General features: G+C 66.7%; 21 protein-coding genes. 4 read left to right on the plus strand and 17 right to left on the minus strand.

Annotated elements, in window-relative coordinates:
• Nucleotides 1-156: 156 nt before the first annotated feature.
• From QQA13_RS04395 to QQA13_RS04430, 8 genes are read right to left on the minus strand one after another with little or no spacing between them, the layout of a single operon-like run.
• The gene (locus QQA13_RS04395; RefSeq protein ID WP_108471077.1) at nt 157-705 is read right to left on the minus strand and encodes a lipocalin family protein; all 549 of its coding nucleotides are present in this window, start codon (nt 703-705) and stop codon (nt 157-159) included.
• A 44-nt stretch (nt 706-749) separates the two neighbouring features.
• The gene (locus QQA13_RS04400; protein WP_108471078.1) at nt 750-1,832 is read right to left on the minus strand and encodes an SAM-dependent methyltransferase; all 1,083 of its coding nucleotides are present in this window, start codon (nt 1,830-1,832) and stop codon (nt 750-752) included.
• Complete coding sequence (locus tag QQA13_RS04405) at nt 1,829-2,611, minus strand: DUF1295 domain-containing protein (RefSeq protein WP_108471079.1); 783 nt, start codon at nt 2,609-2,611, stop codon at nt 1,829-1,831. Before QQA13_RS04405 ends, QQA13_RS04400 begins: the two co-directional genes overlap by 4 nt.
• On the minus strand, nt 2,608-3,162 hold the full coding sequence (locus QQA13_RS04410; protein WP_108471080.1) for a DUF2878 domain-containing protein: 555 nt from the start codon (nt 3,160-3,162) through the stop codon (nt 2,608-2,610). The genes QQA13_RS04405 and QQA13_RS04410 overlap by 4 nt, the downstream gene beginning before the upstream one ends.
• Entirely contained in the window at nt 3,159-4,445 is a 1,287-nt protein-coding gene (locus QQA13_RS04415; RefSeq protein ID WP_108471081.1) for an SAM-dependent methyltransferase, read from the minus strand. The genes QQA13_RS04410 and QQA13_RS04415 overlap by 4 nt, the downstream gene beginning before the upstream one ends.
• Before the next feature lie 19 nt (nt 4,446-4,464).
• Complete coding sequence (locus tag QQA13_RS04420) at nt 4,465-5,241, minus strand: DUF1365 domain-containing protein (RefSeq protein WP_234411290.1); 777 nt, start codon at nt 5,239-5,241, stop codon at nt 4,465-4,467.
• A complete protein-coding gene (locus QQA13_RS04425) occupies nt 5,238-6,536 on the minus strand; it encodes an NAD(P)/FAD-dependent oxidoreductase (RefSeq protein ID WP_108471082.1) in 1,299 nt (432 codons plus the stop codon). The genes QQA13_RS04420 and QQA13_RS04425 overlap by 4 nt, the downstream gene beginning before the upstream one ends.
• Before the next feature lie 3 nt (nt 6,537-6,539).
• The gene (locus QQA13_RS04430) at nt 6,540-7,535 is read right to left on the minus strand and encodes an acyl-CoA desaturase (protein WP_108471083.1); all 996 of its coding nucleotides are present in this window, start codon (nt 7,533-7,535) and stop codon (nt 6,540-6,542) included.
• A 248-nt stretch (nt 7,536-7,783) separates the two neighbouring features.
• Between QQA13_RS04430 and QQA13_RS04435 the strand changes: the two genes are divergently transcribed.
• Entirely contained in the window at nt 7,784-8,272 is a 489-nt protein-coding gene (locus QQA13_RS04435; RefSeq protein ID WP_108471084.1) for a TspO/MBR family protein, read from the plus strand.
• On the opposite strand, the gene QQA13_RS04440 is transcribed toward QQA13_RS04435, so the two are convergent.
• The 4 genes from QQA13_RS04440 to QQA13_RS04455 all read right to left on the minus strand — a co-directional run bounded on the left by QQA13_RS04440 (nt 8,211) and on the right by QQA13_RS04455 (nt 12,225).
• On the minus strand, nt 8,211-9,227 hold the full coding sequence (locus tag QQA13_RS04440) for an alpha/beta hydrolase (protein ID WP_108471184.1): 1,017 nt from the start codon (nt 9,225-9,227) through the stop codon (nt 8,211-8,213). The two genes, QQA13_RS04435 and QQA13_RS04440, sit on opposite strands and share 62 nt — an antisense overlap.
• Before the next feature lie 199 nt (nt 9,228-9,426).
• On the minus strand, nt 9,427-10,839 hold the full coding sequence (locus QQA13_RS04445; protein ID WP_108471085.1) for a cryptochrome/photolyase family protein: 1,413 nt from the start codon (nt 10,837-10,839) through the stop codon (nt 9,427-9,429).
• A 34-nt stretch (nt 10,840-10,873) separates the two neighbouring features.
• Nucleotides 10,874-11,668, minus strand: coding sequence for an anti-sigma factor (locus QQA13_RS04450; RefSeq protein ID WP_108471086.1), 795 nt, complete (start codon nt 11,666-11,668; stop codon nt 10,874-10,876).
• Entirely contained in the window at nt 11,665-12,225 is a 561-nt protein-coding gene (locus tag QQA13_RS04455; protein WP_108471087.1) for a sigma-70 family RNA polymerase sigma factor, read from the minus strand. The genes QQA13_RS04450 and QQA13_RS04455 overlap by 4 nt, the downstream gene beginning before the upstream one ends.
• Nucleotides 12,226-12,418: 193 nt before the next feature.
• Here QQA13_RS04455 and QQA13_RS04460 point away from each other — a divergent pair, with 193 nt between their 5' ends.
• From QQA13_RS04460 to QQA13_RS04470, 3 genes are all read left to right on the plus strand, one after another.
• On the plus strand, nt 12,419-12,781 hold the full coding sequence (locus QQA13_RS04460; protein ID WP_108471185.1) for a COG4315 family predicted lipoprotein: 363 nt from the start codon (nt 12,419-12,421) through the stop codon (nt 12,779-12,781).
• Between the two features lie 88 nt (nt 12,782-12,869).
• Complete coding sequence (locus QQA13_RS04465; RefSeq protein WP_108471088.1) at nt 12,870-13,775, plus strand: DUF3034 family protein; 906 nt, start codon at nt 12,870-12,872, stop codon at nt 13,773-13,775.
• 28 nt (nt 13,776-13,803) lie between these two features.
• Complete coding sequence (locus tag QQA13_RS04470; RefSeq protein ID WP_108471089.1) at nt 13,804-14,295, plus strand: group I truncated hemoglobin; 492 nt, start codon at nt 13,804-13,806, stop codon at nt 14,293-14,295.
• 85 nt (nt 14,296-14,380) lie between these two features.
• Here the strand turns inward: QQA13_RS04470 and QQA13_RS04475 are convergent, their stop codons facing one another.
• The 5 genes from QQA13_RS04475 to QQA13_RS04495 form a co-directional block, all read right to left on the minus strand.
• Nucleotides 14,381-16,120 carry a hypothetical protein gene (locus tag QQA13_RS04475; RefSeq protein ID WP_234411291.1) on the minus strand — a complete coding sequence of 580 codons (1,740 nt, stop codon included), beginning with the start codon at nt 16,118-16,120 and terminating at the stop codon, nt 14,381-14,383.
• Between the two features lie 397 nt (nt 16,121-16,517).
• Nucleotides 16,518-16,958, minus strand: coding sequence for a hypothetical protein (locus tag QQA13_RS04480; protein WP_234411292.1), 441 nt, complete (start codon nt 16,956-16,958; stop codon nt 16,518-16,520).
• 78 nt (nt 16,959-17,036) lie between these two features.
• Complete coding sequence (locus QQA13_RS04485; protein WP_108471090.1) at nt 17,037-19,250, minus strand: toll/interleukin-1 receptor domain-containing protein; 2,214 nt, start codon at nt 19,248-19,250, stop codon at nt 17,037-17,039.
• A gap of 240 nt (nt 19,251-19,490) precedes the next feature.
• Nucleotides 19,491-21,917, minus strand: coding sequence for a penicillin acylase family protein (locus QQA13_RS04490; protein WP_108471091.1), 2,427 nt, complete (start codon nt 21,915-21,917; stop codon nt 19,491-19,493).
• Nucleotides 21,914-22,687: a phosphodiester glycosidase family protein gene (locus QQA13_RS04495; RefSeq protein WP_108471187.1), complete on the minus strand. Its 774-nt coding sequence runs from the start codon at nt 22,685-22,687 to the stop codon at nt 21,914-21,916. The genes QQA13_RS04490 and QQA13_RS04495 overlap by 4 nt, the downstream gene beginning before the upstream one ends.
• Between the last annotated feature and the right edge of the window lie 56 nt (nt 22,688-22,743).

A 22,743-nucleotide genomic window follows, 5' to 3' on the forward strand; every position in this document is an offset into this window, starting at 1 on the left:
CGCGCACGAAGGTGATGCTTTTGACTTCGGTCAGATTCGACCGGGCGGTTCGTGTGGTCGAATGACGCATGAGCACGTTCATGTTCCAGGCCACGGAACTCCGCGACCCGAACCGGTGCATCGGGATTTCCGGCCAGGGGACCGTTCGGCGCAATATCAGTCGGCGGTTGCCGGCCACCGTTGCGGCACCTTGCGGATGCCTTCGGCCGGATAGCCCATCTGCACCACGCGTGCGACCAGCGCGTCGTAGTCAGCCTGTGACACGGTGGGCGTGCGCGCCATGACCCAGGTGTAGTCGCGCGCGTCGCGGGCCACGATGACCTGGCTATAGTCGTCCTTCAGGTACGCCACGATGTATTGCGCCTTGAGCGGCCAGAACACCTGCACGCCCCAGACGGCATTGCCGCTGTCCGCCTTCACGAAACCGGTGGAGTGGATCGTCTTGACCGGTTTGTCGAAGCCGCCGTTGTTGAAGTGGAACTGGGTGTAGATGTTTCCGTCCGGCTGCAGCGTGTAGGTTTCGACCGGGTTGTAGGCGTTCTTTTCGAAACGCGTGGGGATGGTGGCGATCACGTACCACTTGCCCATGAAGCGCGGCAGGTCGACATGGGCGACCGGCTTGATCGGCGGCAGATCACCGGCGTGAACGCCGGTGCTGGCGGCCGCCAGGGCGCAGGCCATCAACAAGGTTCTTGGAAGGGACATGCCATGACTCCGAGGCGAAAGAGGAAGGTGATGGAGTGGGGCGCTCAAGGCCGCACGAAACGGTAATGCGCCACCAGCCATTCCTGGCCGTTGGCGTAGCCGAACAATTCCGCGCAGGACATCCAGAACATCCGCCAGCGCTGGAACCACAGTGATGCGGCCTGTCGGCCATAGGCTTCGACCAGTACCGCCATCACCTGATCCTTGCGTGCGTCCTGATTCGCCAGCCAGTGATTCGCGCTGCGCTGGTAATGCGTGCCGTCGACATGCCAGTGCTGCTCGATCTGCAGCTCGCGCTGGAACCACAGCAAGGTGTCGGAGGCCGGCATCAGGCCACCGGTGAAGAAGTGCCGGCCCATCCAGTTGTCCTCGCCCGTCGTCTCGAACGGATACATCAGCGTCCGGTGCGCGAAAATGTGCACGAACAGCTTGCCGCCGGGTCGCAGCCAGCTGGCGATGCGGCCGAGCAGGATGTCGTAGTTGCGCATGTGCTCGAACATTTCGACCGACACGCAGCGGTCGAATTGCGCCGCGTCGAGTTCCAGCAGGTTCACGTCGCAGGTGGCCACGCGCACGTTGAACAGACCGCGCTTGCGGCACTGCGCCTCGATGTGTTCGCGCTGCTGGTGCGAATTGGATACTGCCTTGATCCGAGCATTCGGATAGCGCTCGGCCATCCACAGCGTGAGCGAGCCCCAGCCGCAGCCAAGTTCGAGGATCGTCTGGCCGTCCGCCAGTTCGGCGCGTTCGCCATACAGCGTGAGCATGGCCTCCTCGGCCTGATCCAGCGACTCGTCGCCGCGCGGGTAATAGCAGCCGGAATATTTCAGGCGCTTGCCGAGGCACAGTTCGAAGAACGCTGGCGGCAGTTCGTAATGCTGCGCATTGGCGGCGTCGGTGTGGATCGCCACCGGGCTGTGCCGCAGCATCTCGATACGTTCGGCGAAGCGGGCGGCTTGCTGATCCAGCCCGCCGCTCATCTCCTCGCGCAGTCGCTGCGCGCACATGCGCCGGATGCCTTGCCGCAGCAGCGCATCGGGCAGATGCCCTCGTTCGGCCAGACCCAGCAGGCCGGTGGCGGGCCGCTCCTGCGGCAACTCGTGGGACGCCGTGGCGACGGTATTCATGGATCGCTCCTTTTCGGAAACCAGGGAATCAGCATGGAGGTGCTGCGTTGATAGGCGCGGTAATCGTCGCCGCGGCTGCGCAGTGCCTGTGTCTCGGTATAGGGAATGCCGCTGATCCAGCGCAGGAACACATACATCACCAGCGGCCCAGCCCAGGCCAGCCACGCGATTGGCGATCCGATCGCCAGGCCGACGTAGGCGAACCAGTGGATCCATTCGAAGAAATAATTGGGGTGACGCGAATAACGCCACAGGCCTTCACGGCAGGTTTGCCCGCGATGGGCTGGATCGGCGCGGAAGCGGGCGAGCTGGTGATCGGCGATCGACTCGCCGATCACGCTGAGCAGCCAGATCGCGATGCCGACCAGCAGCCACGGGCTGAATCCGCGCGGGTTGCGCGCCACGGCCAGGAACGGCAGCGAAAACAGCACGATCAGCAAGGCCTGGAACTGGAAGAACAGGAAAAACCTGGACTGACTGCCATGCCAGTGCGTGCGCAGATGCTGATAGCGGCCATCCTCCGGCTCACCGCGCACCCGTTTCCACAGATGCGCTGCCAGTCGTACGCCCCACAGTCCGCCAAGTATCGCCAGCGTCAGCCGGGATGACGCAGCGCCCGCGCCGATCAGGGCCAGCAGCACGGCGCCACTGCCCGCGCCGGCCGCCCACAGCACGTCGACGATGCCGGCATTGCCATGCTTGCGCTGCCACAACCAGCCCAGGCTCATGATCAACGCCGCCAGCAACCACAGGCAGGCCAGTTGAAGCCACGCAGTCATGACGCACGACCTTGCACGGGCGCAGATGCGGGGATCGCCGCGCTCGACCAGCGCCGGGCCAGCCACGCCAGCAGCGGCGTCGCGATGGCCCAGCCGACCGCCAGGCACAGCAGTCCGCGCCACGCGGGCGCCGCGAACGTCACCACGTGCCAGCCTCGTGATGCGCCCAGATAAGCCAGCGGGCCACCGATCCATCCCAGCAACGCGGCCCACCACAGACGCGTCTGCAGCCACGCCAGCGATTGGGTGAAGGTCAGCGCGAAGGTGACCCACAGCGCGAGAATCCATGCCGGCGCCATCGCGGCGGATGGCCACGGCGTCGCATAGCTGGCCAGTCCTGTGCGGATCAACCCGCCATCCAGCAGAAGTCCCAGCACGATCGCCGTCAGCATCAGCGACAGGTCGGCCTTGTATTGCAGCCCGACCACCAGCTGGCATGTTGCGTAAACCAGCATGCCGGCAATCCCCGGCCACGCCAGTCCGTGCCCGGCGCCAATCACGGCAGCGAACCAGACCAGTTGATAGCCGACGAGGCTGCTCCAGAATTTCATGCCGGCAGGCCCCGGGTTGATTCGATCTGCGGCAGCCATGTCGCCTGCCGGTTGCCGGGCTTGGCCAGCAGCAGGTGTGCGACGCCGATCGAGCGCTCGCGGAAACCGCCTTCGCAATACGCCAGGTAGAACTCCCACAGACGGATGAAGCGTTCGTCGAAACCTTGCGCGCGCACCTGCGGCAGGTGCGCCATGAAACGCTCGCGCCAGGCCTTCAGGGTCAGCGCATACGAGTGGCCGAAGTCTTCCAGCTGGACCAGCGCCAGATCGCTGGCGCGGGTCTTCGAGGCGAGCAGTGCGCTGATCGACGGGATGAAGCTGCCGGGAAAGACGTGGCGCTTGATGAAATCGACCGAGCTCAGCGCCTGGGCATAACGGTGATCCTCGATCGTGATCGCCTGCAGCAGGGCCAGCCCGTCCGGTTTCAGCAAGGCACCCAGCTGCCTGAAATAGGTATCGAGGTAGGGCGCGCCGATCGCCTCGACCATCTCGATCGAGACCAGCTTGTCGTATTGCCCGCGCAGGTCGCGGTAATCCTCCAGCAGCAGCTCGACCTGCGCGCCCATGCTGGCGGCGGCGACCCGTTCGCTGGCCAGCGCGTGCTGCTCGCGCGAGATCGTGGTGGTGGTGACGTGGCAGCCGTAATGCTGGGCGGCGTACAGCGCGAAGCCGCCCCAGCCGGTGCCGATCTCGATCACCCGGTCACCCGGTTTCAGATCGAGCTTGCGGCAGATGCGTTCGAGCTTGCGGGTGGAGGCGTCTTCCAGCGTGTCGGCCGGGTCCGTCCAGATCGCCGAGGAATACATCAGGTCCGGCGACAGGAACAGGCTGAAAAAATCGTTGCCGAGGTCGTAGTGCGCGGCGATGTTGCGGCGGCTGCCGTCGCGCGTATTGCGGCGCAGTGCATGCCAGCCGCGCAGCGCCATGCCGCCGAGCCGGGCCAGGCCGCTTTCCATGCCGTCGAGCAGGTCGCGGTTGCGCACCAGCAACTGCACCAGCCCGACCAGGTTGTCGCAGTGCCACAGGCCGTCCATGTAGGCTTCGCCGGCGCCCACGCTGCCGTTGGTTGCGATCGCGCGATAGAAGGCCGGGTCGCGGATTTCCATATGGATCTGCAACTCGGCAGTGGCCTCGCCGAATTCGAGCTGCACGCCGTCGTCGTTCAGCAGCAATCGCCCGTGCCGCAACTGGCGCAGTCGACCGAGCAGCTGCTGACGCAGGAAGCGATCGAAGGCGCCGATGCCGGGGCTGTCGTAGTCGGCGGTCTTGGCAATGTCGTTCATGGCGAACCTCGGTGCAGCGTCAGGAAAGGGAGGGATGGTCGTGGACGGGATTCCGCTTCAGCCACAGTCGCAATGCCTGCCAGTGGATCGCACCGACGACCTGTGCCGTCATCAGCGGATAGCGCCACAGCACACGCGCCAGCGAAGCGCCATTCAACGGTTTGCGTTGCAGGAAGAGGGTGGCATCGAACTCGCGCTGGCCATCGCGCAGTACATCCATGTGCACGTGCAGGTCGTCGGCGGGCGCGGTGAAACTCCAGTCGTATTCGCGCGCCATCGGCATGAAGGGGGATACGTGGAACGTCTTGGGAAAGGCCCAGTGCAGCGCGCGTCCACGCGACTTCGCGGTCTCGATCGGCAGCACGTAGGCGTGGCGTTCCTTCCACGGTGTGTTGGTGATCTCTGCCACGATGCAGGCCAGACTCACGCCGTCCTGGGCGTAGCAGTAGTAGAAGCTGACCGGGTTGAACACGAAACCGAAGTAGCGCAGATGGGTCAGCAGCCGAACCGGCCCGACCGGGCGATGCCCGGTGGCTTGCTCGACGCGCTGGCGCACGGCTTCGGCCAGTGGCAGTCCGGTCGGGCCGAGATAATCGCTGCGGCGGAACTGCGCGACGTTGCCATGCTTGCTGGACCACAGCCAGCGCTGCCGGAACACCCGATCGACTTCATCGAGATCCAGATAGAGCTGGGCCATCCGGTAATCGAAGGCGTGTGGATGCGGGGCGAGGCGGCGATGACGCACCACGCCTTCGTACACGGCGCTTGCCAGCGGCCTGCCCGCTTCGGCATTCACGCCGCGATCTCCCCGGCACGTGATGCGACCGCGTGGATGGCACCGACACCTACCGGCCAGCGCACGCCAAGAGCGGCCGCCACATCGACGGCGCTGCGCATGCCGTCCTCGTGGAATCCCCAGCCCCAGTAGGCACCGGCGAACCAGGTGTGGCGCTGGCCCTGGATCTCGGCCTTGCGCATCTGCGCCGCTACCGACGCGTGGCTGTAGACCGGATGGTGGTACTGCATGCGTGCCAGTACCTTGTCCGGGTCGATCGCTGCCGTGCGATTGAGCGTGACCACGAACGGTTCCGGTGATTCGATGCCCTGCAGCAGATTCATGCAGTAGCTGACCGTGCATGCTTCGTCCGGATTGCGCGGCAACCACGCGTTCCATGCCGCCCACGCCTTGCGCCGCACCGGCAACACGCTGGCGTCGGTATGCAGCACGGTGTCGTTGAGCTGGTACGGCATCGTGCCGAGGATGGATCGCTCGCGTTCGTCCGCGTCGCTCAGCAAGGCCAGTGCCTGATCGCTGTGGCAGGCCAGCACGACATGATCGAAATGTTCGACGCCTGCGGCACTGGTGATCTCGGCACCCGCGGCATGGCGGCGAATCGAGCGCACCGCGCAATGCAGCCGCTCGCGTACCGACCAGCGCTCGCGCAGCGCTTGCACATACGTGGACGAACCGCCACGCACCACGCGCCATTCAGGGCGATCATTGATCTGCAGCATCTGGTGATTGGCCATGAACTGCACCAGATAACGCGCGGGGAAGCGGAGGATCTGCGCGGCCGGCGACGACCACAGCGCCGATGCCATTGGCACCAGATGCTCGTCGCGAAAGGCGGCGCCGTAGCGGTGCTCGGCGAGGTAGTCGCCCAGCGTCGGTCCCTGGTCGGGTGAGTCCAGCAACGCCGGTGCCTCGCGATAGAAGCGCGCCAGGTCACGCACCATGCCGATGAAGCGCGGCGAGAGCAGGTTGCGCCGCTGGCAGAACAGCGTGTCCAGCGTGGCCGCGTTGTATTCCAGCCCGCTGGCTTCGTTGTGCAGCGAGAAACTCATCGTGGTCGGCTGCGAGGCGACGCCGATCTGCTCGAACATCCGGGTCAGCAGCGGATAGTGGTTCGGGTTGTGCACGATGAAACCGCTGTCGATGCGATAGCGGCGACCGTGCTGCTCCACCTCATGCGTATGCGTGTGGCCGCCGAAATAGCTGTCGGTCTCGAACAGCGTCACCCCATGCCGGCGCGACAGCAGCCACGCCGATGCCAGCCCCGCGATGCCCGATCCAACGATGGCGATGCGCATGGCTCAGCTCCTCGCCCTGGCCAGCACCCAGGCCGGCACCGGTTTCAGCCCGCGTACCAGGCCCAGCGCCGACATCAGCTTCAGCCCGTACCAGGTCAGGTCCACTTCCCACCAGCGGAAGCCCTGCCGGCTGGAGCCGGGGAAGAAGTGATGGTTGTTGTGCCAGCCCTCGCCGAAGGTGAGCAGGGCCAGCCAGACGTTGTTGCGGCTGTCGTCCCTGGTATCGAAGCGGCGCTTGCCGAAGCGGTGCGCCAGCGAGTTGATCGTCACCGTGGCGTGGAACAGCACGACGGTCGACACGAAGAAACCCCAGGTCAGCATCTGGCCGCCGGTGGTGCCCAGCTGCGGCGCCACGTGCTGCAGCAGCGCGCCCAGGCCGTACAGCGCCATGGCGAGCGCGACCGGAATGGCGATGTCGAAACGGTCGAGCCAGCGCAGCTCGGGAAACTTCGCCAGGTCCGGCACGCGCGCCAGATCGGTGCGGAAATTGCGCGGCGTGAGGAACCAGCCGACGTGACTCCACAGGAAGCCGTGCACGCGCGGCGAATGCGGATCGTCCGGCGTATCGGTCACGCGGTGGTGATGGCGATGATGCGCGGCCCACCACAGCGGGCCGCGCTGCACGCACGATGCCCCGATCAGCGCGAACCCGAACTGCACCACGCGCGAGGTCTGGAACGTGCGGTGCGAGAAGTAGCGGTGGTAGAACGCGGTGAGCGCGAACATGCGCACCACGTAGAGCGTGGCAGCCACGAGCAGCGCGATCGGCGACACGCCGACCCAGATCACGCCGATGCAGGCCAGGTGCATGGCGATGAACGGTGCCGCGCGCAGCCAGTCGATGCGATCCTCGCGGCTTTCGTCGAGCGTTACCGCCGCACTCGTATCGAACCAGCGGCGCAGCGTACGTGCCAGCCAGAAGCGCGAATCAGCCGTACCCGCAGGGGCTGGCGGAACGCCCTCATACTGCGTGTTCGGGTGGGGTCTGAAGCCTGCCATGGGAACGCACCTGTCTTCGTGTCACCCCCAGATACGGACGAGGCGGCTACTTGGATGCACGAGCGCGTAGAAAGCCCGGCGGACCTTGACGGAACGAAGGCAGGACGCGCTACATGGCGGTATTCAACGGGATCACCATCCCGGCGCAAGCCAGCAGATCCCTGCGACAGGCATACTGGTCATCCCGTGGTTCCAAGCCGTTGAAAAGTCGAGACGCCGGAATGACGGGGCACACAAGGAAGCAGGGCATGACTCGCACAAGACAGATCATTGGACTGGCCGGCTGGCTGCTGCTGAGCTTTGCCGCGGCGGCGATGGGAGCCATCGCTTCGGTGCAGGCGGCCGTCTTCTACCAGCATTTGGCCCAACCCTCCTGGGCACCGCCGTCGTACGTGTTTGGCCCGGTGTGGTCCGTGCTGTATGCGCTGATGGGCATCGCCGCCTGGCTGGCTTGGCGCGAAGGCGGCTGGCACCGGCAGCGCGGCGCGCTCGCCCTGTTCGTGCTGCAGCTGGCGGTCAACGTGCTGTGGAGCTGGCTGTTCTTCGGATGGCACCGTGGTGGACTGGCCTTCGCCGACGTCGTGCTGCTGTGGTTGCTGATCGTGGCCACGCTGGTCGGGTTCTGGCGCGTGCGCGTGATGGCCGGCGCGCTGCTGGTTCCGTATCTGTGCTGGGTCAGCTTTGCCGCGGCGCTGAATTTCGCGGTATGGCAGATGAATTTGCATGCCCTGGGCTGAGTCGCGCCGGCGTATCGAAGAAATGTCGAGTCGTGTCGACTTCAGTCGGTTTTTTCACGGCATGCATCCTGATGAACTCCACGGCATCGTCAAGCACCGGCGCCTTGCGCCGGAACGGCCGCGATATAGCCAGCAGGATCGCAGCGTGGCCGATGTCCGGATACATCTTCGTTTCGACGGGTTCGCCCTTGCGTTGCAGTGCAGCGGCGAGTGAGGTGGCATTGCGCGGCCATACCACCTTGTCGGTAGTGCCCTGCATCAGCAGCATCGGCGGTTCGTCGCCGTCGACAAAATGCACGGGCTGCGAACGCAGCTGCGCCGCAGGCGTACTGCCGAACATGTCGACGAAATCCGGATCTTTCAGCGGCAGGAAATCGTACGGACCGGCCAGGCCGATGAAGCCTGCCAGCTGGCGGGGCTGCATGCCGACACCGGCCAGCCAGTGGGCATCGGTGGCCAGCAAGGCGCCGATATGGGCGCCGGCAGAATGGCCCATCAGGAACAACGATGCCGGGTCGCCACCGTACTCGGCGGCATGCGCTTGGGCCCACGCGACGGCATCTGCCGCGTCCCGCATGAAGCCGTCCAGCCGCACCTGCGGCCACTGGCGGTAGTCCGGAATCACCACGACCAGCCCGCGCCGCGCCAAGGCCTCACCGGCCCAGTGATACCACTGGCGCTTGCCGGATTTCCAGCTGCCGCCGTAGAAAAACACCACGACAGGCGCATCGTGAGCGTCCCGTGGCCGGTAGACATCGAGCGCCAGTCGATGCGTGGGGTCATATGTCACGTCGCGCCGTACCACCACATCGGCCTTGCTGCTGGTGGCGTTGAGGCTGCGGAACAGCGTCGCCTGGCATCCCGTGAGCAAAGCATTGCCTAGCAGCAACAGCAGCGTGACGAGCAGGCCGCGCCTGCCTGCAAGGTGAGGCGTAAAAGTGTGGCTCGATGGCATGCGGTTTTCCTGCAAAAGCCGGTGAACGCGATACGCGGGCATTGACCGCGCTCCGCGAGATCCGAGGTTGAATCTTCCGGGTACTTCAGGAGATACGTGCAGGAGCCGCCGCGGGATGCAGGCAGTCCCGCGTGTCCGGGTTGTTTCGTGCGGGAAGCGACGGCAATTCGGTGGGGATGATTGCCCCGTGCCCCGTGGATCAGTCGCGCCGCTTGTACGCGTCCAGCGCGGCCTGCCGCGAGACGGCCAGATCCACCATCGGCGCGGGATAGCCGCTGCGCATGAGCAGGGCGGGATCCTTCCACGGTTCGTGCAGCAGGGCGGTCGTTGCGTCGGCCAGTTCGGGTAGCCAGCGTCGCAGGTAGACGCCATCCGGGTCGAACTTCTTTGCCTGCGTGACCGGGTTGAACACGCGGAAATACGGCGCGGCATCGGCGCCGCAGCCGGCGACCCATTGCCAGCCGAGCGTGTTGTTGGCCAGATCCGCGTCCACCAGCGTGTCCCAGAACCAGCGTGCGCCGTGCTGCCAATGCTGGCGCAGGTTCTTGGTCAGGAAGCTGGCGGCGACCATGCGCACGCGGTTGTGCATCCAGCCGGTGTGCCACAGCTCACGCATGCCGGCGTCGACCAGCGGGATGCCGGTGCGGCCGCGCTGCCAGCGTTCCAGTGCGGCCGCATCGCGCGGTTCCCAGCGGAAATCGGCGAAGCGCGGGTTGAAGTTGTCGGTTGGCGTCTGCGGGAAATGGAACAGCAGGTGGTGGGCGAACTCGCGCCAGCCCAGTTCGCGCAGGTACGGCTCGATGTCCGGCCGGTGCCTGGCATCCGTCGCGCGTGCGCGGCGATCGAGTTCGGCGTGGATCTGCCGCGGCGAAATTTCGCCGAAGTGGAGGTGCGGCGACAGCCGCGACGTGCCGTGTCGTGCGGGCAGATCGCGCGCGTGCGCATAGTCGCCGATGGCATCGTCGGCGAAGATTTCCAGCTGTTCGTGCGCACCGTGTTCGCCCGGTTGCCACGCCTCGGCCAGTCCGGCATCCCAGGGGATGCGCGGCAGCAGGCCGAGGGCTTCCAGCGGCAGACCGCCGGGCAGTTCATGCCAGCCATGCAGGGCGGCCCCGGGCAGCGGTTCGGATGACGGCAACTGCGGCCGCAGGTTGCGCCAGTACGGCGTGAACACCTTGTACGGGTCACCTTGCTGCGTGGCGATCGTCCATGGTTCGCACCACAGTGCCGCATTGTGGCTGTGCACCTCGATGCCTTCCTCGCGCAGCGCGCTCTTGATGCGCGTGTCGCGGGCGATCACCGCAGGCTCGTACAGCCGGTTCCAGTACACCGCGCTGGCGCCGCTCAGTCGGATCAGCTCGCGCAATTGCTCCAGCGTGTCGCCCTGGCGCAGGTGCAGCGCGGCATGGTGCGTGCGCAGCTTTGCATCGAGCGCGGCCAGCGCATGGTGCAGCCACCAGCGGCTGGCCGCGCCAGCCTGCCATGTGCCGTCTTCGCCGGGGGCGTGGACATACACCGGCAGCACCTGCGCGTGCGCCGCGCAGGCCGCGGCCAGGGCGGGGTTGTCGGCCAGGCGCAGGTCGCGCCGGAACAGCACGATGGCCGTGCTCATGGGCGGACGGGCGTCCTGTTCAGATCAAGCGTGCTCAGATCCAGGGTCGATCCGCCCGCACGTTGCCGAGCATGGCCACCTTGCCGCCGCCGGCATCCGGTGCCGCACCGATCGCGCCCTTGGCGATCACCGCGCCGGTTGGCTGGCCGGTCGGCGAGCCGCCGACCGGTTCCACCGACACGGCGAGCGCGGCGGTCGGTCTGAGTCGTGCCAGCATCGCAGGATCAAGTGCGATCGTGGTGGGCTTGTCGCGCGCGATCATGCCCACCGAGATGGGTTTCCCGCCGGCCGGAATCAGCCACAGTTCCGGCGCATGCCCCTGCGCGAAGGCGACCGGCGTCGCCGGCACCACGACCATGCGCGCGTGCTGCAGGTCCATGGTGGCGGTCCAGCCGGTGGTGCCGTTGTCCTGCTGAATGGTCGAGGCCATGTAGGCGATGCCGGCCACCTTGGGCGTGGGCGCCGGGCGCGGCAGCGAGACCACCACCAGCAGCGCCACGGCCACTGCGCTGGCGCCGATGCCGAGCCAGTGCCACAGCGCCAGGTTGTTCCACAGTCCGCGGCGCGGCTGCGCCAGCGGCGCCCGGGCCGGCGCATCCAGCTGCAGGGCGTCGTGGATGCGCGCCCACACATACGGGGCGGGTGCGACGTCGCCGACCGTGTCGGCCAGCGGAATCAGGCGACGCTGCCACAAGGCCACGGCGGTGGCGGCCTCGTCCGAGGCCAGCACCTCGCGCGCCACTTCCGCGCGGGTGTCGGCGTCCAGCACGCCAAGCACGTACTCGGCGTAGCGCAGGTTGTGGTTGCCGTCATCGATAGGCGTGTTCATGAGTCCAGGCACGTGCGGAGTTGCATCAGGCTGCGGCGGATCCAGCTTTTCATGGTGCCGAGCGGCACCTTGCAGCGTGTCGCCAGTTCGTTATACGTGGCGCCGGTGAAAAAGGCTTCACGCACCGAACGTTGCTGTTGCGGCTCCAGTTCATCCAGGCACTGCTGCAGCCGTTGGTACTCCTGGCTGGTTTCCGCGCCGGCCGCCGGCGTGGGCTGCTCGTCCACGGTTTCGTCGAGTCGTGCCGGATCGTCCAGCAGCTCCTCGCGATGCTGGCGCAGCCGGTCGATCGCCTTGTTGCGCGACAGCGTGACCAGCCAGGTGATGGCGCTGGCCTTGGCCACATCGAACGTGGCGGCGCGGCGCCACACCGTGGTGTAGGTTTCCTGCAGCACTTCCTCCGCCTCGCCGCGGTCGCGCAGCATGCGCAGGCACACGCCGAACAGTTTGGACGAGGTGCGCCGGTACAGCTCGGCAAACGCTTTCTGGTCGTTGCGGCCGGTCTGCAGCAACAGCTGATTCAGCTCGTCACGCTCGGCAGGACTGCTGACACTCATGGGCAAACCATCCTGTAGTGATCGGTCCCGGCCGGCGTGCAGCGACGGGAGGTTACGTCTCATAGCATGAAAGGGGCCTTGCGCGCTGGCAAGTGGTCCGTCTGGCGGCGCCACCGCCTTGCGTGCGTCCATGCGGCCGGCTGCTGCGTACAAGCTGGAGCAGGCAACCGGCCTGCGTGCCGGAGGCCTCGCCATGAACGTTTCCCGATGGGCTGTCGCGTTGTTGATGCTGAGCGGCGCGGCCGCGGCGGCATCCCTTCCGCAACATGATGCGCAGGGCCTGCTGGTCGATGGCAGCGGCCACACCTTGTACCGCTACGACGTCGATGCCGCGTCCGGCCACAGCCAGTGCAGCGGTCCGTGCGCGGCCGCGTGGCCGCCGTATCTGGCCGATGCCGACAGCAAGGCCGCCGGCGATTACCAGCTGGCCACGCGCGCCGACGGCAGCCGCCAATGGGTCTACCGGGGTTCTCCGCTGTACCTCTTCGCCGGCGATGACAAGCCGGGCGATCGCGCCGGCGATGGCGTGAACGGCAACTGGCACGTGGTGCAGTGATGCAATCCACCTCCGCGTGCATCCGTCCGGCGATGTCCTGCGTACCTGCATGCACATGCGCATTCCGCGCGTCTTGAAGGGGCTACCCATGCAGAACAATCGAAGGAACCGGATCGCCTGGCTGATCGGGTGCGTGCTCGGCGTTTGCCTGGCGTCATCGACCGCCATGGCAGCCGATGGCACCGGCGCAACCGCCTTCAGCGACAAGCTGCTGCTCACCGGCGGCGTGTCGCAGGTCGAAGGTTCGGCCGGTGGCGGGCTGACGCCGTGGGCGGTGATCGGTGGTTACGGCACCGGTGACGAGATCGGCGCCAACGCGTTCGTCACCCACATCAACCTGCCGGATTACCACGTCAACGAAGTCGGCGCGATGGTCGGCCTGTACAACCGCGTGGAGGTGTCGTTCGCGCAGCAGCGTTTCGACACCGAACAGGTGGGCGCGGCGCTGGGGCTGGGTCGCGGCTTCACGTTCCAGCAGAACATCATCGGCGTGAAGGTCCGCCTGTTCGGCGACGTGGTGCTCGACCAGGACAGCTGGATGCCGCAGGTGTCGATCGGTGCGCAGCACAAGAAGAACAACCAGGCGGCCGTGCTGGCCTTCGTGGGCGCCAAGTCCGATGAAGGCACCGATTACTACGTCAACGCGACCAAGCTGTTCCTCAACCAGAGCCTGTTGGTCAACGCCACGCTGCGCATGACCAAGGCCAACCAGATCGGCATCCTCGGTTTCGGCGGCGACCGGAACAACGCGTACAAGCCGGAATTCGAAGGCTCGGTGGCGTACCTGCTCAGCCGCAACTGGGCGGTCGGTGCGGAGTATCGGCAGAAGCCGAACAACCTCGGCATCGCGAAGGAGGACGACTGGTACGACGCGTTCGTCGCCTGGGCGCCGACCAAGCATGTCTCGCTGACGCTGGCGTATGCGGACCTCGGCAACATCGTCATCAAGGACAAGCAACGCGGCCTGTATGCCTCGGTGCAGGTCGGTTTCTGATCATTCCCCCTTGCTTCGGAGTACGTCCATGAACACATGCCTTCCGCGCACCGCGCTGCTCGCCGTCGCGTTGCTGTTTGCCCAGGGCGCCATCGCGCAGGATGCCGCCTCGATGTCGCCGGAGTCGGCGGCGATGGCCGCCAGTGCGCCGCGTGATCCCGCGCTCAAGCCGGTATTCGACCAGTTCGGCGGCAAGCCGGGGCTGGTGGCGCTGATGAACGACTTCATGGCCAACCTGATGGCCGATGCGCGCACGCGCCCGTACTTCGCCAACTCCGATCGCGAGCACATCAAGGTCGAACTGGTCGACCAGTTCTGCGTGATCCTCGACGGCCCCTGCACCTACACCGGCAGGGACATGGAGAAGGTGCATCGCAACCTCGGCATCAACCGCGCGGCCTTCAACGCGCTGGTCGAGGACCTGCAGGTGGCCATGAACAAGCACGACATTCCGTTCCGCGCGCAGAACAAGCTGCTGGCAAAACTGGCGCCGATGCACCCGGCGGTCATCACCAGGTAACACGCTGGCTGGACAGGCCCGCGCTGGCGGGCCTGTCCTTGCGCAGGCGGCGTCGCGGCGACGGGCGCGCAGCGGCTTGCGACAGCTACATCTTACCGTGCTCCAGCGGCCGCTGGCGATGCATCAGCGCCCACTCGGCGTGCTCGGCCAGCGCCGCCTCACCCAGCGCGCGCAGGATCTCGCGTTGTTCCGTCGCGTCGCTGGTCCTGGCCAGCGCCTCGCGCGCCTCGTCGAAGATGCGCTGCATGAAGCGGTATTGCTTGATCAGCTCCTTGTCGGCCTTCTTGAACGCATAAGCCTCGCGCACCGCGGCGAGGATCGACAGGATGCCCATGACCACCACCAGGATATTCTTGGTGTCGGCCGACAACCGATGCGCCAGCGCGGCCAGCACGATGCTGATGCCGATGCCGGCAAACAGGCTGGCGAAACCCAGCATCTCGGTGAGGTGGTGCTGCCGGGCGCGCTGCACGGCCTTGCTGCGGAAGTAGTCCACCTGGCCGCCGTGCGCGGCGTCGCCGATCCATTCACTGATGACTTCGCGCAACTCCTCGTCCGGGTCGCCCACGCGTGCGGCCGCGCGGTCGAGTCCCGCACTGCGCATCACGTTGCGCGTCCAGCCCAGTTCGATGTCCTGCTTCTGCATGAAACTGTCCTGCGCGAACTCGGGGTCGCCGGTGAGCGAGATCCCGGCACGGTGCCAGTAGCCCTGTACCCGCAGCCCCTCCGCCAATGCGCGATAGTCCAGGTACTTGCGATGCCAGCCGCGCCGCCTGGCGAGCGTGCTCAGCCACACGCCGCTGGCGAACAACAGCAGGAACACGTAGATGAAGTCGTCCTGGTCGGGCAGGTTGTCGTAGATCGTGAAGGCGATGCCCATCACTGCCGCCAGCGTGTAGATCACCCGCATCGCCAGCAGGACGCGCTGGCGAAAATGCACCGCCAGCCAGTCCGCCGCGCGGAACAGCGCCGCCTCGGGGCGCGCCAGCGTGGCGGCGCTGCTTGCGGGCGTGCCGCCGGCTGTCGCGTGGTTTTCAATCTGCTGGTGGTACTTCGCGCCATCCGCATCGAACTCGGCCATGTGCGCGAAGGTATGCTGAAACGTCATTGGCATGGGCGTATCGGGTGGCGAGATCTCCGTTTGCGTACGCCACAGCAGCTGCCCTGGCTGCAGCGGCGGCAGCGGTGCGCCGTCCGCCGTATCGCGCGAGCAGACGATCTGGCAGACCAGGCGCTCGTCGCCGCTGCCCAGCAAATGCCGGCGGCCGCCACGGCGGCGTTCGATCAGGCCGGGCATCACGCCACTGAGGAAATACTCCGTCACCTGGGCGGTGCCGCCGAGCCGGGCCGAGTGCTTGCCGTCCCAGATCGCCAGCAGCAGATGACAGTGACGGGCGATGAACACGCCAGCCTGCCCATACTGGCGATCGCGCTGGGGGCCATCGCTGCCGATGCCGTGGTGCGTGCTGTCCGGCAGCAGGGGCAGGTCGATCACCTGCGCGCGGGCGCACAGCGCATCGAAGATGGCGCGGGTGGCCTGGTGGTGGAAGTCCTCGACATAGAGATCGCGTGGCAGCGGCAGGGGCGCGATCAGTCGCGCGCCGACGGCCAGCGCTTCCTCCGCCACCAGTTGATCGCCGCCCTCCGCCAGCGCCGACAGCACCACCAGCGGCAGCGTGGGGAAATCGTGTTGCAACTGCGTGAAGAATCCCCGCACGCGTCGCCGGACCATCGCGACTTCGTGGGCGGGAATGTTGCGGTGGCTGGTCACGCCGACCACCAGGGGCACGGTGATCGGCAAGATGGAATTTTCAGGCGTCATCATGGTGTGGACCAGTACGGGATGGCTGCACGCATGGGCTTGCATGACGTTCGCATGGTGGCAGGACAGATCAGCATCGGTGCCCCTGAAGCGGTGTTGATGGCGACGGTGGTGACCTGGCCGACCAGCCATTTCGGCACTGCATGCGTTTCAGTCGGCCCAGACCCGGTCCTGGTGGCTGTAGCCGATGAAGGTGTGATAGCGGAACGCAGGTAGGTCTCGAGCCTTGCATCATGAAATCTCGCAGCTGTGCCTGCGTCCCGTTGTGACGGCTCCCTGACGGGAGTCCTGCTGACTTTCGGGGATCTGCCAGCGGGATTCGGGTTCACCACCCTGGATGACCACGGCGTGGAAAAGTGGACCTGACCCCCTTTGCTCTTGCCGGACAGACCAGGTACCCCTAGTTATTTTTGATCGACGGGTCTGTTATGGCTAGGCTCATCCGATTTGTTGTGGTTGGGCTCGACTGGTTTGTTGTGGTTTGTGTGAGTGAAGTCTTGTTGGATTGATAAACCACGCCGCCGATCGTGGCGCTGAGCTGGTATGTCCAGGTTCCTGTCGTGCTGGCGCTGTTGTTGAGATCGCTCATCGTGATCTGGTTGCCGCTTACGCTGGGGGTGCCAAAGATACCGTCGGGCGGCGCTGTCCCGACCCAGGCGAAGCCTGGCTCGGTATTGCTTTGCGCATTGAATGATCCCGCGGCCGCGTCGCCGGTCAGCTGCCACGTGATGGTTTGCGCGTTGGGACTCCGGGCTACGTGGTTCGCATTGTTTTGCTGATCGATGTCGAGGCACCAGGGGGTGGTGCTCTTGTCGAGGGCGACCTGCAGATTGTTCGGCATGATGGACTCCTTGGTTGGCGGAATTGAATCGATACTGTGCTTGCCGGTATTGCCGTGCCCCTGTTCCTTCGATTGGCTCTACTGACGGGCATTCGTGTCAGCCGCCGCCAGCAGCTTCTGCTGGAATGCCATGTTGACCGGGTAGTCGATATGCTCGCGCCGCAATACGGCCAACAGCGCCGCATCGCGGTAGCCGCTGTTCCATAGTTGACGGATCAGCGGCTGCGCCTCGGCCTTCCTGCCAAGCGCCAGCAGCGCATCGACCTGCAAGGCCAGCAGGCGTGGATCGCCATGGCCGCTTTTCACCACCTGCATCACGTTCACGGCCTCGTTGCGTAGTTGCTGCGCGACCTCTGCTTCGTCGGATACCGCGGCGAGCAGCAACTTCGCGCTCGCCGTCGCCAGCAAGGTGGCGCGGTCGTTGGGCTGTCGGGCGAGCAACGGGTCGAGGATGGCCAGCGCAGCCTGCGCCTGCCTGCGCGCCGCGTCGGTCTGGCCGGACGCTTGCGACTGCGCAGCTTGCTCAAGCTGCGCCTCGGCGAACTCGCGCTGCCAGCCGATGTTCGCCGGATCCTGTTTCGTCAAGGCAAGGAAAATGGCCAGCGACCGCGCATTCAGCGCCTGGGTCGCGGACAGATCGCCGCTCAGGCGCAGCAGCCGGCTCAACTGCGAGGAGTACAGCGCCAGATGCTCCTGGAAACTGGTATTTTTCGGATCGACTTTGGTCAGTTGCATGGCCATGTCGACCGCCTGCTGCAGGTCGTGCATGCCCGCTTCGATGTCGCCGGTCAGAGCCCGCGTGCGTCCCAGAATGGCGCGCGACGCAAGCACGTTGTCGCGCTGGTTGTGGTCCTGCGGGTTGCGCGCGGAGAGTGCGGTCTCGATCGTATCGTCAGCGGTGTATTCGGTGACCGCCGTGGCCAGATCGCCGCGCATCAGCGCCAGCTTGCCGAGGTTGTTGTGCGCACCGCCCAGTTGCGACGCCCAGCCGGTATTGTCGGGTCTGGCCGCAACCAGCTTCCGGGACAGTGCCAGCGTGTTGCGGTAGGGGACGACCGCCTCGTCCAGCCGGCCATGGGCTTCCAGCACATGGCCGATGTCGTTGTCGACCATGGCCAGATCGAACCACAAGGTGAGGTCGTTCGCGGCATGCTGCTCGGCACGCTGCAGCACGGTTTGCGCCGATTCGAAACTCTGCAGTGCCGCATCGAGTTGGCCCTGATACCAGTAGGTCATGCCGATGAAGGTCAGTATCCGCGCATGGGCGAGTTGCCGCGCAGTATCTGCCGGTTCTGCCTGCGCCAGCGCCGCTGCCAGTTTTGCGGCTGCTTGATACGACGTCATCGCCGCCGGCAGATGGCCCTGGTTTAGCCGCACGCTACCGATCTTTTCCAATGCCCTGGCGCGTTGCGCCAACGCTTCATCGTTGATATCGGTGGTTGGCAGCGACTCGAAATACGCCATCGCCTTGTCGTCGACCGCTTCCATGATGTCCAGGCGCGCCACCTGTGACAGCTTGTCGTTGAGGTCGCCCAGCATGAAATCGACCAGGCCTTCCGCCTGTTTCTGCCGACGCTCGGCATCGAGGCGGGCGACGACGGCGGCATGGCGTGCAAACAAGGCAGCGATCGCGAGCGTGGTGGTCAGCGCCATGACCACCAGCGCCAGCGTGGTGATCGCGGCCATGCGCCGGTTGTGCCGCCGCAGCTCGCGCTGCTTGAGCTTGTCGTAATCCAGACCCAGCAGGCCGGCGATCAGCTTCAGCTTGGCGTTGTTCCTGCCGTCCTTGCCGGGGCGCGCATCGGCGGCGATCGGTTCGGCAGGTTCGGCCGTCGGCTCGCCATTCGCATCCAGGAGCTGGCGCAGCGCCGGCGCAAGACATTCCTCGGCTTCGCGACCGGGCAACGCAGCAGCATTCGGTTCGCCCGCGACGATCAGGCAGAACACGTTCTCGCTGCGGCCCAGCCGCTTGAATGCCAGCACTTCCTCGTTGACCCAGCGCGACGTCGCCGCTTGCGGCGAGCAGATCACGATCAGGTTGGCCGATTGCGCCAGTGCCTCGTTGACCTTGCGGCCGAGGTCATGCGCGCTGGCCAGCTCGTCGCGGTCGCGGAAGATCGGCGTGAGGCGCCCGGGAACGATGCCGGCGGCGGTGGCCTGGCCGACCAGCCGTTTCGGCACTGCATACGTTTCCAGCGCCTTGTGCAGCCAGTCGGCCCAGGCCCGGTCCTGGTGGCTGTAGCTGATGAAGGCGTAATAGCGGAAGGCTGGTGAAGCTGAGTCCTGCGTCATGACATCCGGCACTCCCGTGCCTGGTCAAGCAGTCCTTGCCGGATGGTCCCCTGCATCGAGATGGCCGGCGGCAACCCGGTGCCGGCCCTGCCGCCTAGCGCAAGATAGTACCAATGAACATGATTTGCATCACAACTTTGCGTGTTTTCCCGACTGACAGTGCGGCCAGCGCTGCCTTGCCTCTCGCCGGGGCGGGCAAGCGCGGTAAACGGGTGCCCGGTCGTCGTGGATGCAGGGCGCTCAGCGTGTCGCCGGTTGCAGCGTCAGCGTGTGCTCGCTCTTGCCGGGCAGCAGCGGGGTGGGGCGGCCGTTGACCCAATCCGCATGCCCCGCGCCGAAGTACGGCGACAGCGGGTGGTCACTCTGGCCGCCGGGCATGTTGAGGATGCCGTCGGCTTCATGCCCGGGCGCCACGTCCAGGTGTTCGGAGGCGCCGAAGCCGGGTGCGGCGACGTGGGGCATGTTGTGGTCGCCGGGGATCGGCTGGTCAGGCATGTCGATCAGGCGGCCGAGCCAGTGCGGCAGTGCGGCGGACAGGGGGTGGCGGATGCCGGTGCGGTTGCGTTCACCCCAGCGGCGTGCGGCGAGGCCGCCGGGTTGCCGGCCGAGTTCGGCTGCCACCTGGCGGGCGGCGTCGACGAGCAGGGCGTGCCAGTCGGGGTATGTCGGATCGAGCAGGTGTGCGGGCTGCGCGCGCAGCAATGCCCACACGGCCGCTTCCGCGCTGTTCTCGCCGGGCCAGCTGAAGTCCGGGTAGCGCTGCTGCACCCGTGCCGCGAACGGGGCCAGCACCGCTTCGCTGACCCGGTCGTGGAATGCGCGTACCAGCCGGTAGTCGACGCTGTCGACGGCGGCGTGGCCGCGCCATGAAGCAGTGAGCTGGCGCAGCTGCTGCAGCGATGGCTCGGTGCTGTCGGCCAGGGTGTCCTGCAGCAGGCGTTGCCAGCGGGTGAGGAACACGGCGCGGTCGTCCAACTGGATGTCGAGCAGGTTGCCGGGGGTGAAGCTGGCGTGGGCGCGCAGGTCGTCGCGGATCTGCTGGGCGCGGGCGCCGAGATCGTGGCCGCCGTTGCCGAGCAGGGCCAGCGCCTCGCCGTCGACGGTGCGGTTGTTCGCCGTCCACAACCGGCCGTCGGCGGGGTTCTCGATGCGCGGGTACTGCGCCGGCGTGGCCCAGCCCTGCCAGCCGCTGCCGGATTTCGACCAGTCCGACGGCAGCAGCGGGTCGATGCCGGCGCGCAGCGGGATGCTGTTGCCGGCGAGGGTCCAGCCGATGTGGCCGGCGCGGTCGGCGACCAGCAGGTTCTGCGGTGGCATGCCGAGCCGTGGCGCCAGCGCCAGCGCGGCGGCCACGTCGGTGGCGCGCTCCAGCTGCATCAGCTCGACGTTGTAGCCGTGTGGCCGACCGCCGATCCAGGCCAGCGCCAGCGGCGTGCCGTCGGCGTCCTGGCCCATGATCGGGCCCCAGCGGGTGTCCTCGACCTTGAGGATGGTGTCGGGCTGGCCCTTGACCCGGATGTGCTCGTCGTGGCTTTCCACGCGGGCCCAGCCCTCAGGCACCTTGTAGCGGGAAGCATCGGCCGGATCGCGCAGCACGCGTACCCAGTCCTGCCAGTCGCCGTAGCTGTTGGTGAAGCCCCAGGCGATCTGGCCGTTGGAGCCGACGACGATCGCCGGCGTGCCGGGCAGGCTGACGCCGTTGACGTCGCGCTGGCCGCCCGGTGCCGTGGGATCGGGATAACGCAGGCGGGTGCGGAACCAGATGTTCGGCACGCGCAGGCCCAGGTGCATGTCGTTCGCCAGCATCGCCGCGCCGCTGCCGGTGAGCGCACCGGCGACCGCGAAGTTGTTGCTGCCGGGGCGCGCGGCGTCGAGTGCCGGCGCCAGTGCAGCGACCAGGCTGGCCGAGGCCGCAGCGGCCGGCAGCCGGTGCAGGTCGAACACGTCGGCGCCGGGAACCACCGGCGGGCGCGACAAGCGGCCGCTCAGCGGCGCTTCCCAGTCGGGGTCGGGTGCCAGCAGGAAATCCACCAGCGCGCCGGGCAGCACCGCGCGCATCTGCGCCATGCGCAACTCGCGTTCGTTGCGGCCGTCGCTGTTCAAGTCCAGGTACATCGCGGCGATCACCAGCATGCTGTCTTCCGAACGCCACGGTTGCGGCTGGCTGCCCAGCAGCAGGTATTCCCACGGCCGCACGCGCAGGTCGGCAAGGCCGGCGTTGACGCCGTCGCGGTAGCGGTCGAGTTCGTGCCGCTGCTGTGGCGGCAGTTGCGCGTAGGCGGCCTCGGCCACGGCGCGCAGGCGGTGGCGGCGATGGTCGAGATCGACCTTCAGCGCAGCCGGCCCGACCAGCGCGGACAACTCGCCGGCGCTCATGCGGCGCATCAGGTCCATCGCGAAGAAGCGTTCCTGCGCGTGCACGTAGCCCAGCGCGTAGCTGAGGTCGGTGCGGCTTTTCCCCACGAGGGTGACCGTGCCCAGCGCGTCGCGGTCGAGGCTGACCGGCGCCGTCAGGCCGGCGGCCTGGCGCGTGCCGTCAAGCTGCGCCCGGCTGCCGGCGAGCAGGTACCAGCCGGTGAGGAAGGCGGCCAGCAGCAACACCAGCAGGACCAGCAGCAAGCCGCGCAGGATGCGCCAGCGGAATTTCCCCCTTGAGGTTGTCGTCATGGCTTGGCGAACACCGCGAAGATGCCTGCGTACGGCTTGACCATGAAGGCCGGTGCGCCGGCGTAGCCTTCGCCGTCGACGTACAGCTGCGAGATGCTGCCGTCCAGGTAGAGCGCGTCGCGGCAGCCCAGCTTGTCGCGGAACAGCCGTCCGAACGCGTGGAAGTTCACCGGCGTCTCGCTCACGGCAAATACCACCTCGGTGGGAGTTTTCGCGCACACGCCGCTGCGCCATTTCATGCTGGCGGAGTCGTCGACGAACTGCTCGTTGAGCTTGCCGTCGATCAGCAGCATCGGCCCGGACTGGGTGGCCCATTGCGCGCTCTTGCCGTCGGCCTTGAACGCGGCGCTGGTACGCACCGCGGCATGGCCGTCCGGATAGATGGCGAACACGCCGTTCGGCAGTAGCGAGAAATTGCCCGAAGCGGGGTTGCCGTGCGCCAGGTTCAGCGGCACCACGGTCCTGCCGTTCTCCACGTGCAGGCCGAGCGGCGCGAACTTGTGGTCGTAGATGCCCGCATTCGCCGCGAACAGCAGTCGCCGGCCACGCGCCTCGCCCCACTGGCGCAGCCCCTCGATGCTGCCGAACGGCTGACCGCTGGCCGGTTCGCGCCAGTGCAGGCTCAGCGCCTCGCGTTTCAGGTTCACGTGCACGACGCGGTAGTTCTGGCCCTCGAACGCCAGCTCGCGGCTGTCCAGCGCCCGTGCGCCCGGAGTGCAGCCGGGCACGCCGGCGAACAGCAGCAAGAGCAACAACACCGGCGGCAACACGCGCTGCAGTGGCGGGAGTGGAAAGCGGCGGGACAGCAAAGTGGATGGACGCATCC

Source organism: Rhodanobacter thiooxydans (assembly GCF_030291135.1).
Classification (GTDB): Bacteria; Pseudomonadota; Gammaproteobacteria; order Xanthomonadales; family Rhodanobacteraceae; genus Rhodanobacter; species Rhodanobacter thiooxydans_A.

What these genes read in the sequence shown, in the direction of transcription:
- QQA13_RS04455 (WP_108471087.1), bottom strand. Translation starts at nt 12,225, where the DNA reads ATGAGTGTCAGCAGTCCTGCCGAGCGTGACGAGCTGAATCAGCTGTTG.
- QQA13_RS04445 (WP_108471085.1), bottom strand. Translation starts at nt 10,839, where the DNA reads ATGAGCACGGCCATCGTGCTGTTCCGGCGCGACCTGCGCCTGGCCGAC.
- QQA13_RS04465 (WP_108471088.1), top strand. Translation starts at nt 12,870, where the DNA reads ATGCAGAACAATCGAAGGAACCGGATCGCCTGGCTGATCGGGTGCGTG.
- QQA13_RS04440 (WP_108471184.1), bottom strand. Translation starts at nt 9,227, where the DNA reads ATGCCATCGAGCCACACTTTTACGCCTCACCTTGCAGGCAGGCGCGGC.
- QQA13_RS04425 (WP_108471082.1), bottom strand. Translation starts at nt 6,536, where the DNA reads ATGCGCATCGCCATCGTTGGATCGGGCATCGCGGGGCTGGCATCGGCG.
- QQA13_RS04405 (WP_108471079.1), bottom strand. Translation starts at nt 2,611, where the DNA reads ATGACTGCGTGGCTTCAACTGGCCTGCCTGTGGTTGCTGGCGGCGTTG.
- QQA13_RS04485 (WP_108471090.1), bottom strand. Translation starts at nt 19,250, where the DNA reads ATGACGCAGGACTCAGCTTCACCAGCCTTCCGCTATTACGCCTTCATC.
- QQA13_RS04435 (WP_108471084.1), top strand. Translation starts at nt 7,784, where the DNA reads ATGACTCGCACAAGACAGATCATTGGACTGGCCGGCTGGCTGCTGCTG.
- QQA13_RS04470 (WP_108471089.1), top strand. Translation starts at nt 13,804, where the DNA reads ATGAACACATGCCTTCCGCGCACCGCGCTGCTCGCCGTCGCGTTGCTG.
- QQA13_RS04400 (WP_108471078.1), bottom strand. Translation starts at nt 1,832, where the DNA reads ATGAATACCGTCGCCACGGCGTCCCACGAGTTGCCGCAGGAGCGGCCC.
- QQA13_RS04475 (WP_234411291.1), bottom strand. Translation starts at nt 16,120, where the DNA reads ATGATGACGCCTGAAAATTCCATCTTGCCGATCACCGTGCCCCTGGTG.
- QQA13_RS04480 (WP_234411292.1), bottom strand. Translation starts at nt 16,958, where the DNA reads ATGCCGAACAATCTGCAGGTCGCCCTCGACAAGAGCACCACCCCCTGG.
- QQA13_RS04410 (WP_108471080.1), bottom strand. Translation starts at nt 3,162, where the DNA reads ATGAAATTCTGGAGCAGCCTCGTCGGCTATCAACTGGTCTGGTTCGCT.
- QQA13_RS04460 (WP_108471185.1), top strand. Translation starts at nt 12,419, where the DNA reads ATGAACGTTTCCCGATGGGCTGTCGCGTTGTTGATGCTGAGCGGCGCG.
- QQA13_RS04415 (WP_108471081.1), bottom strand. Translation starts at nt 4,445, where the DNA reads ATGAACGACATTGCCAAGACCGCCGACTACGACAGCCCCGGCATCGGC.
- QQA13_RS04395 (WP_108471077.1), bottom strand. Translation starts at nt 705, where the DNA reads ATGTCCCTTCCAAGAACCTTGTTGATGGCCTGCGCCCTGGCGGCCGCC.
- QQA13_RS04490 (WP_108471091.1), bottom strand. Translation starts at nt 21,917, where the DNA reads ATGACGACAACCTCAAGGGGGAAATTCCGCTGGCGCATCCTGCGCGGC.
- QQA13_RS04450 (WP_108471086.1), bottom strand. Translation starts at nt 11,668, where the DNA reads ATGAACACGCCTATCGATGACGGCAACCACAACCTGCGCTACGCCGAG.
- QQA13_RS04430 (WP_108471083.1), bottom strand. Translation starts at nt 7,535, where the DNA reads ATGGCAGGCTTCAGACCCCACCCGAACACGCAGTATGAGGGCGTTCCG.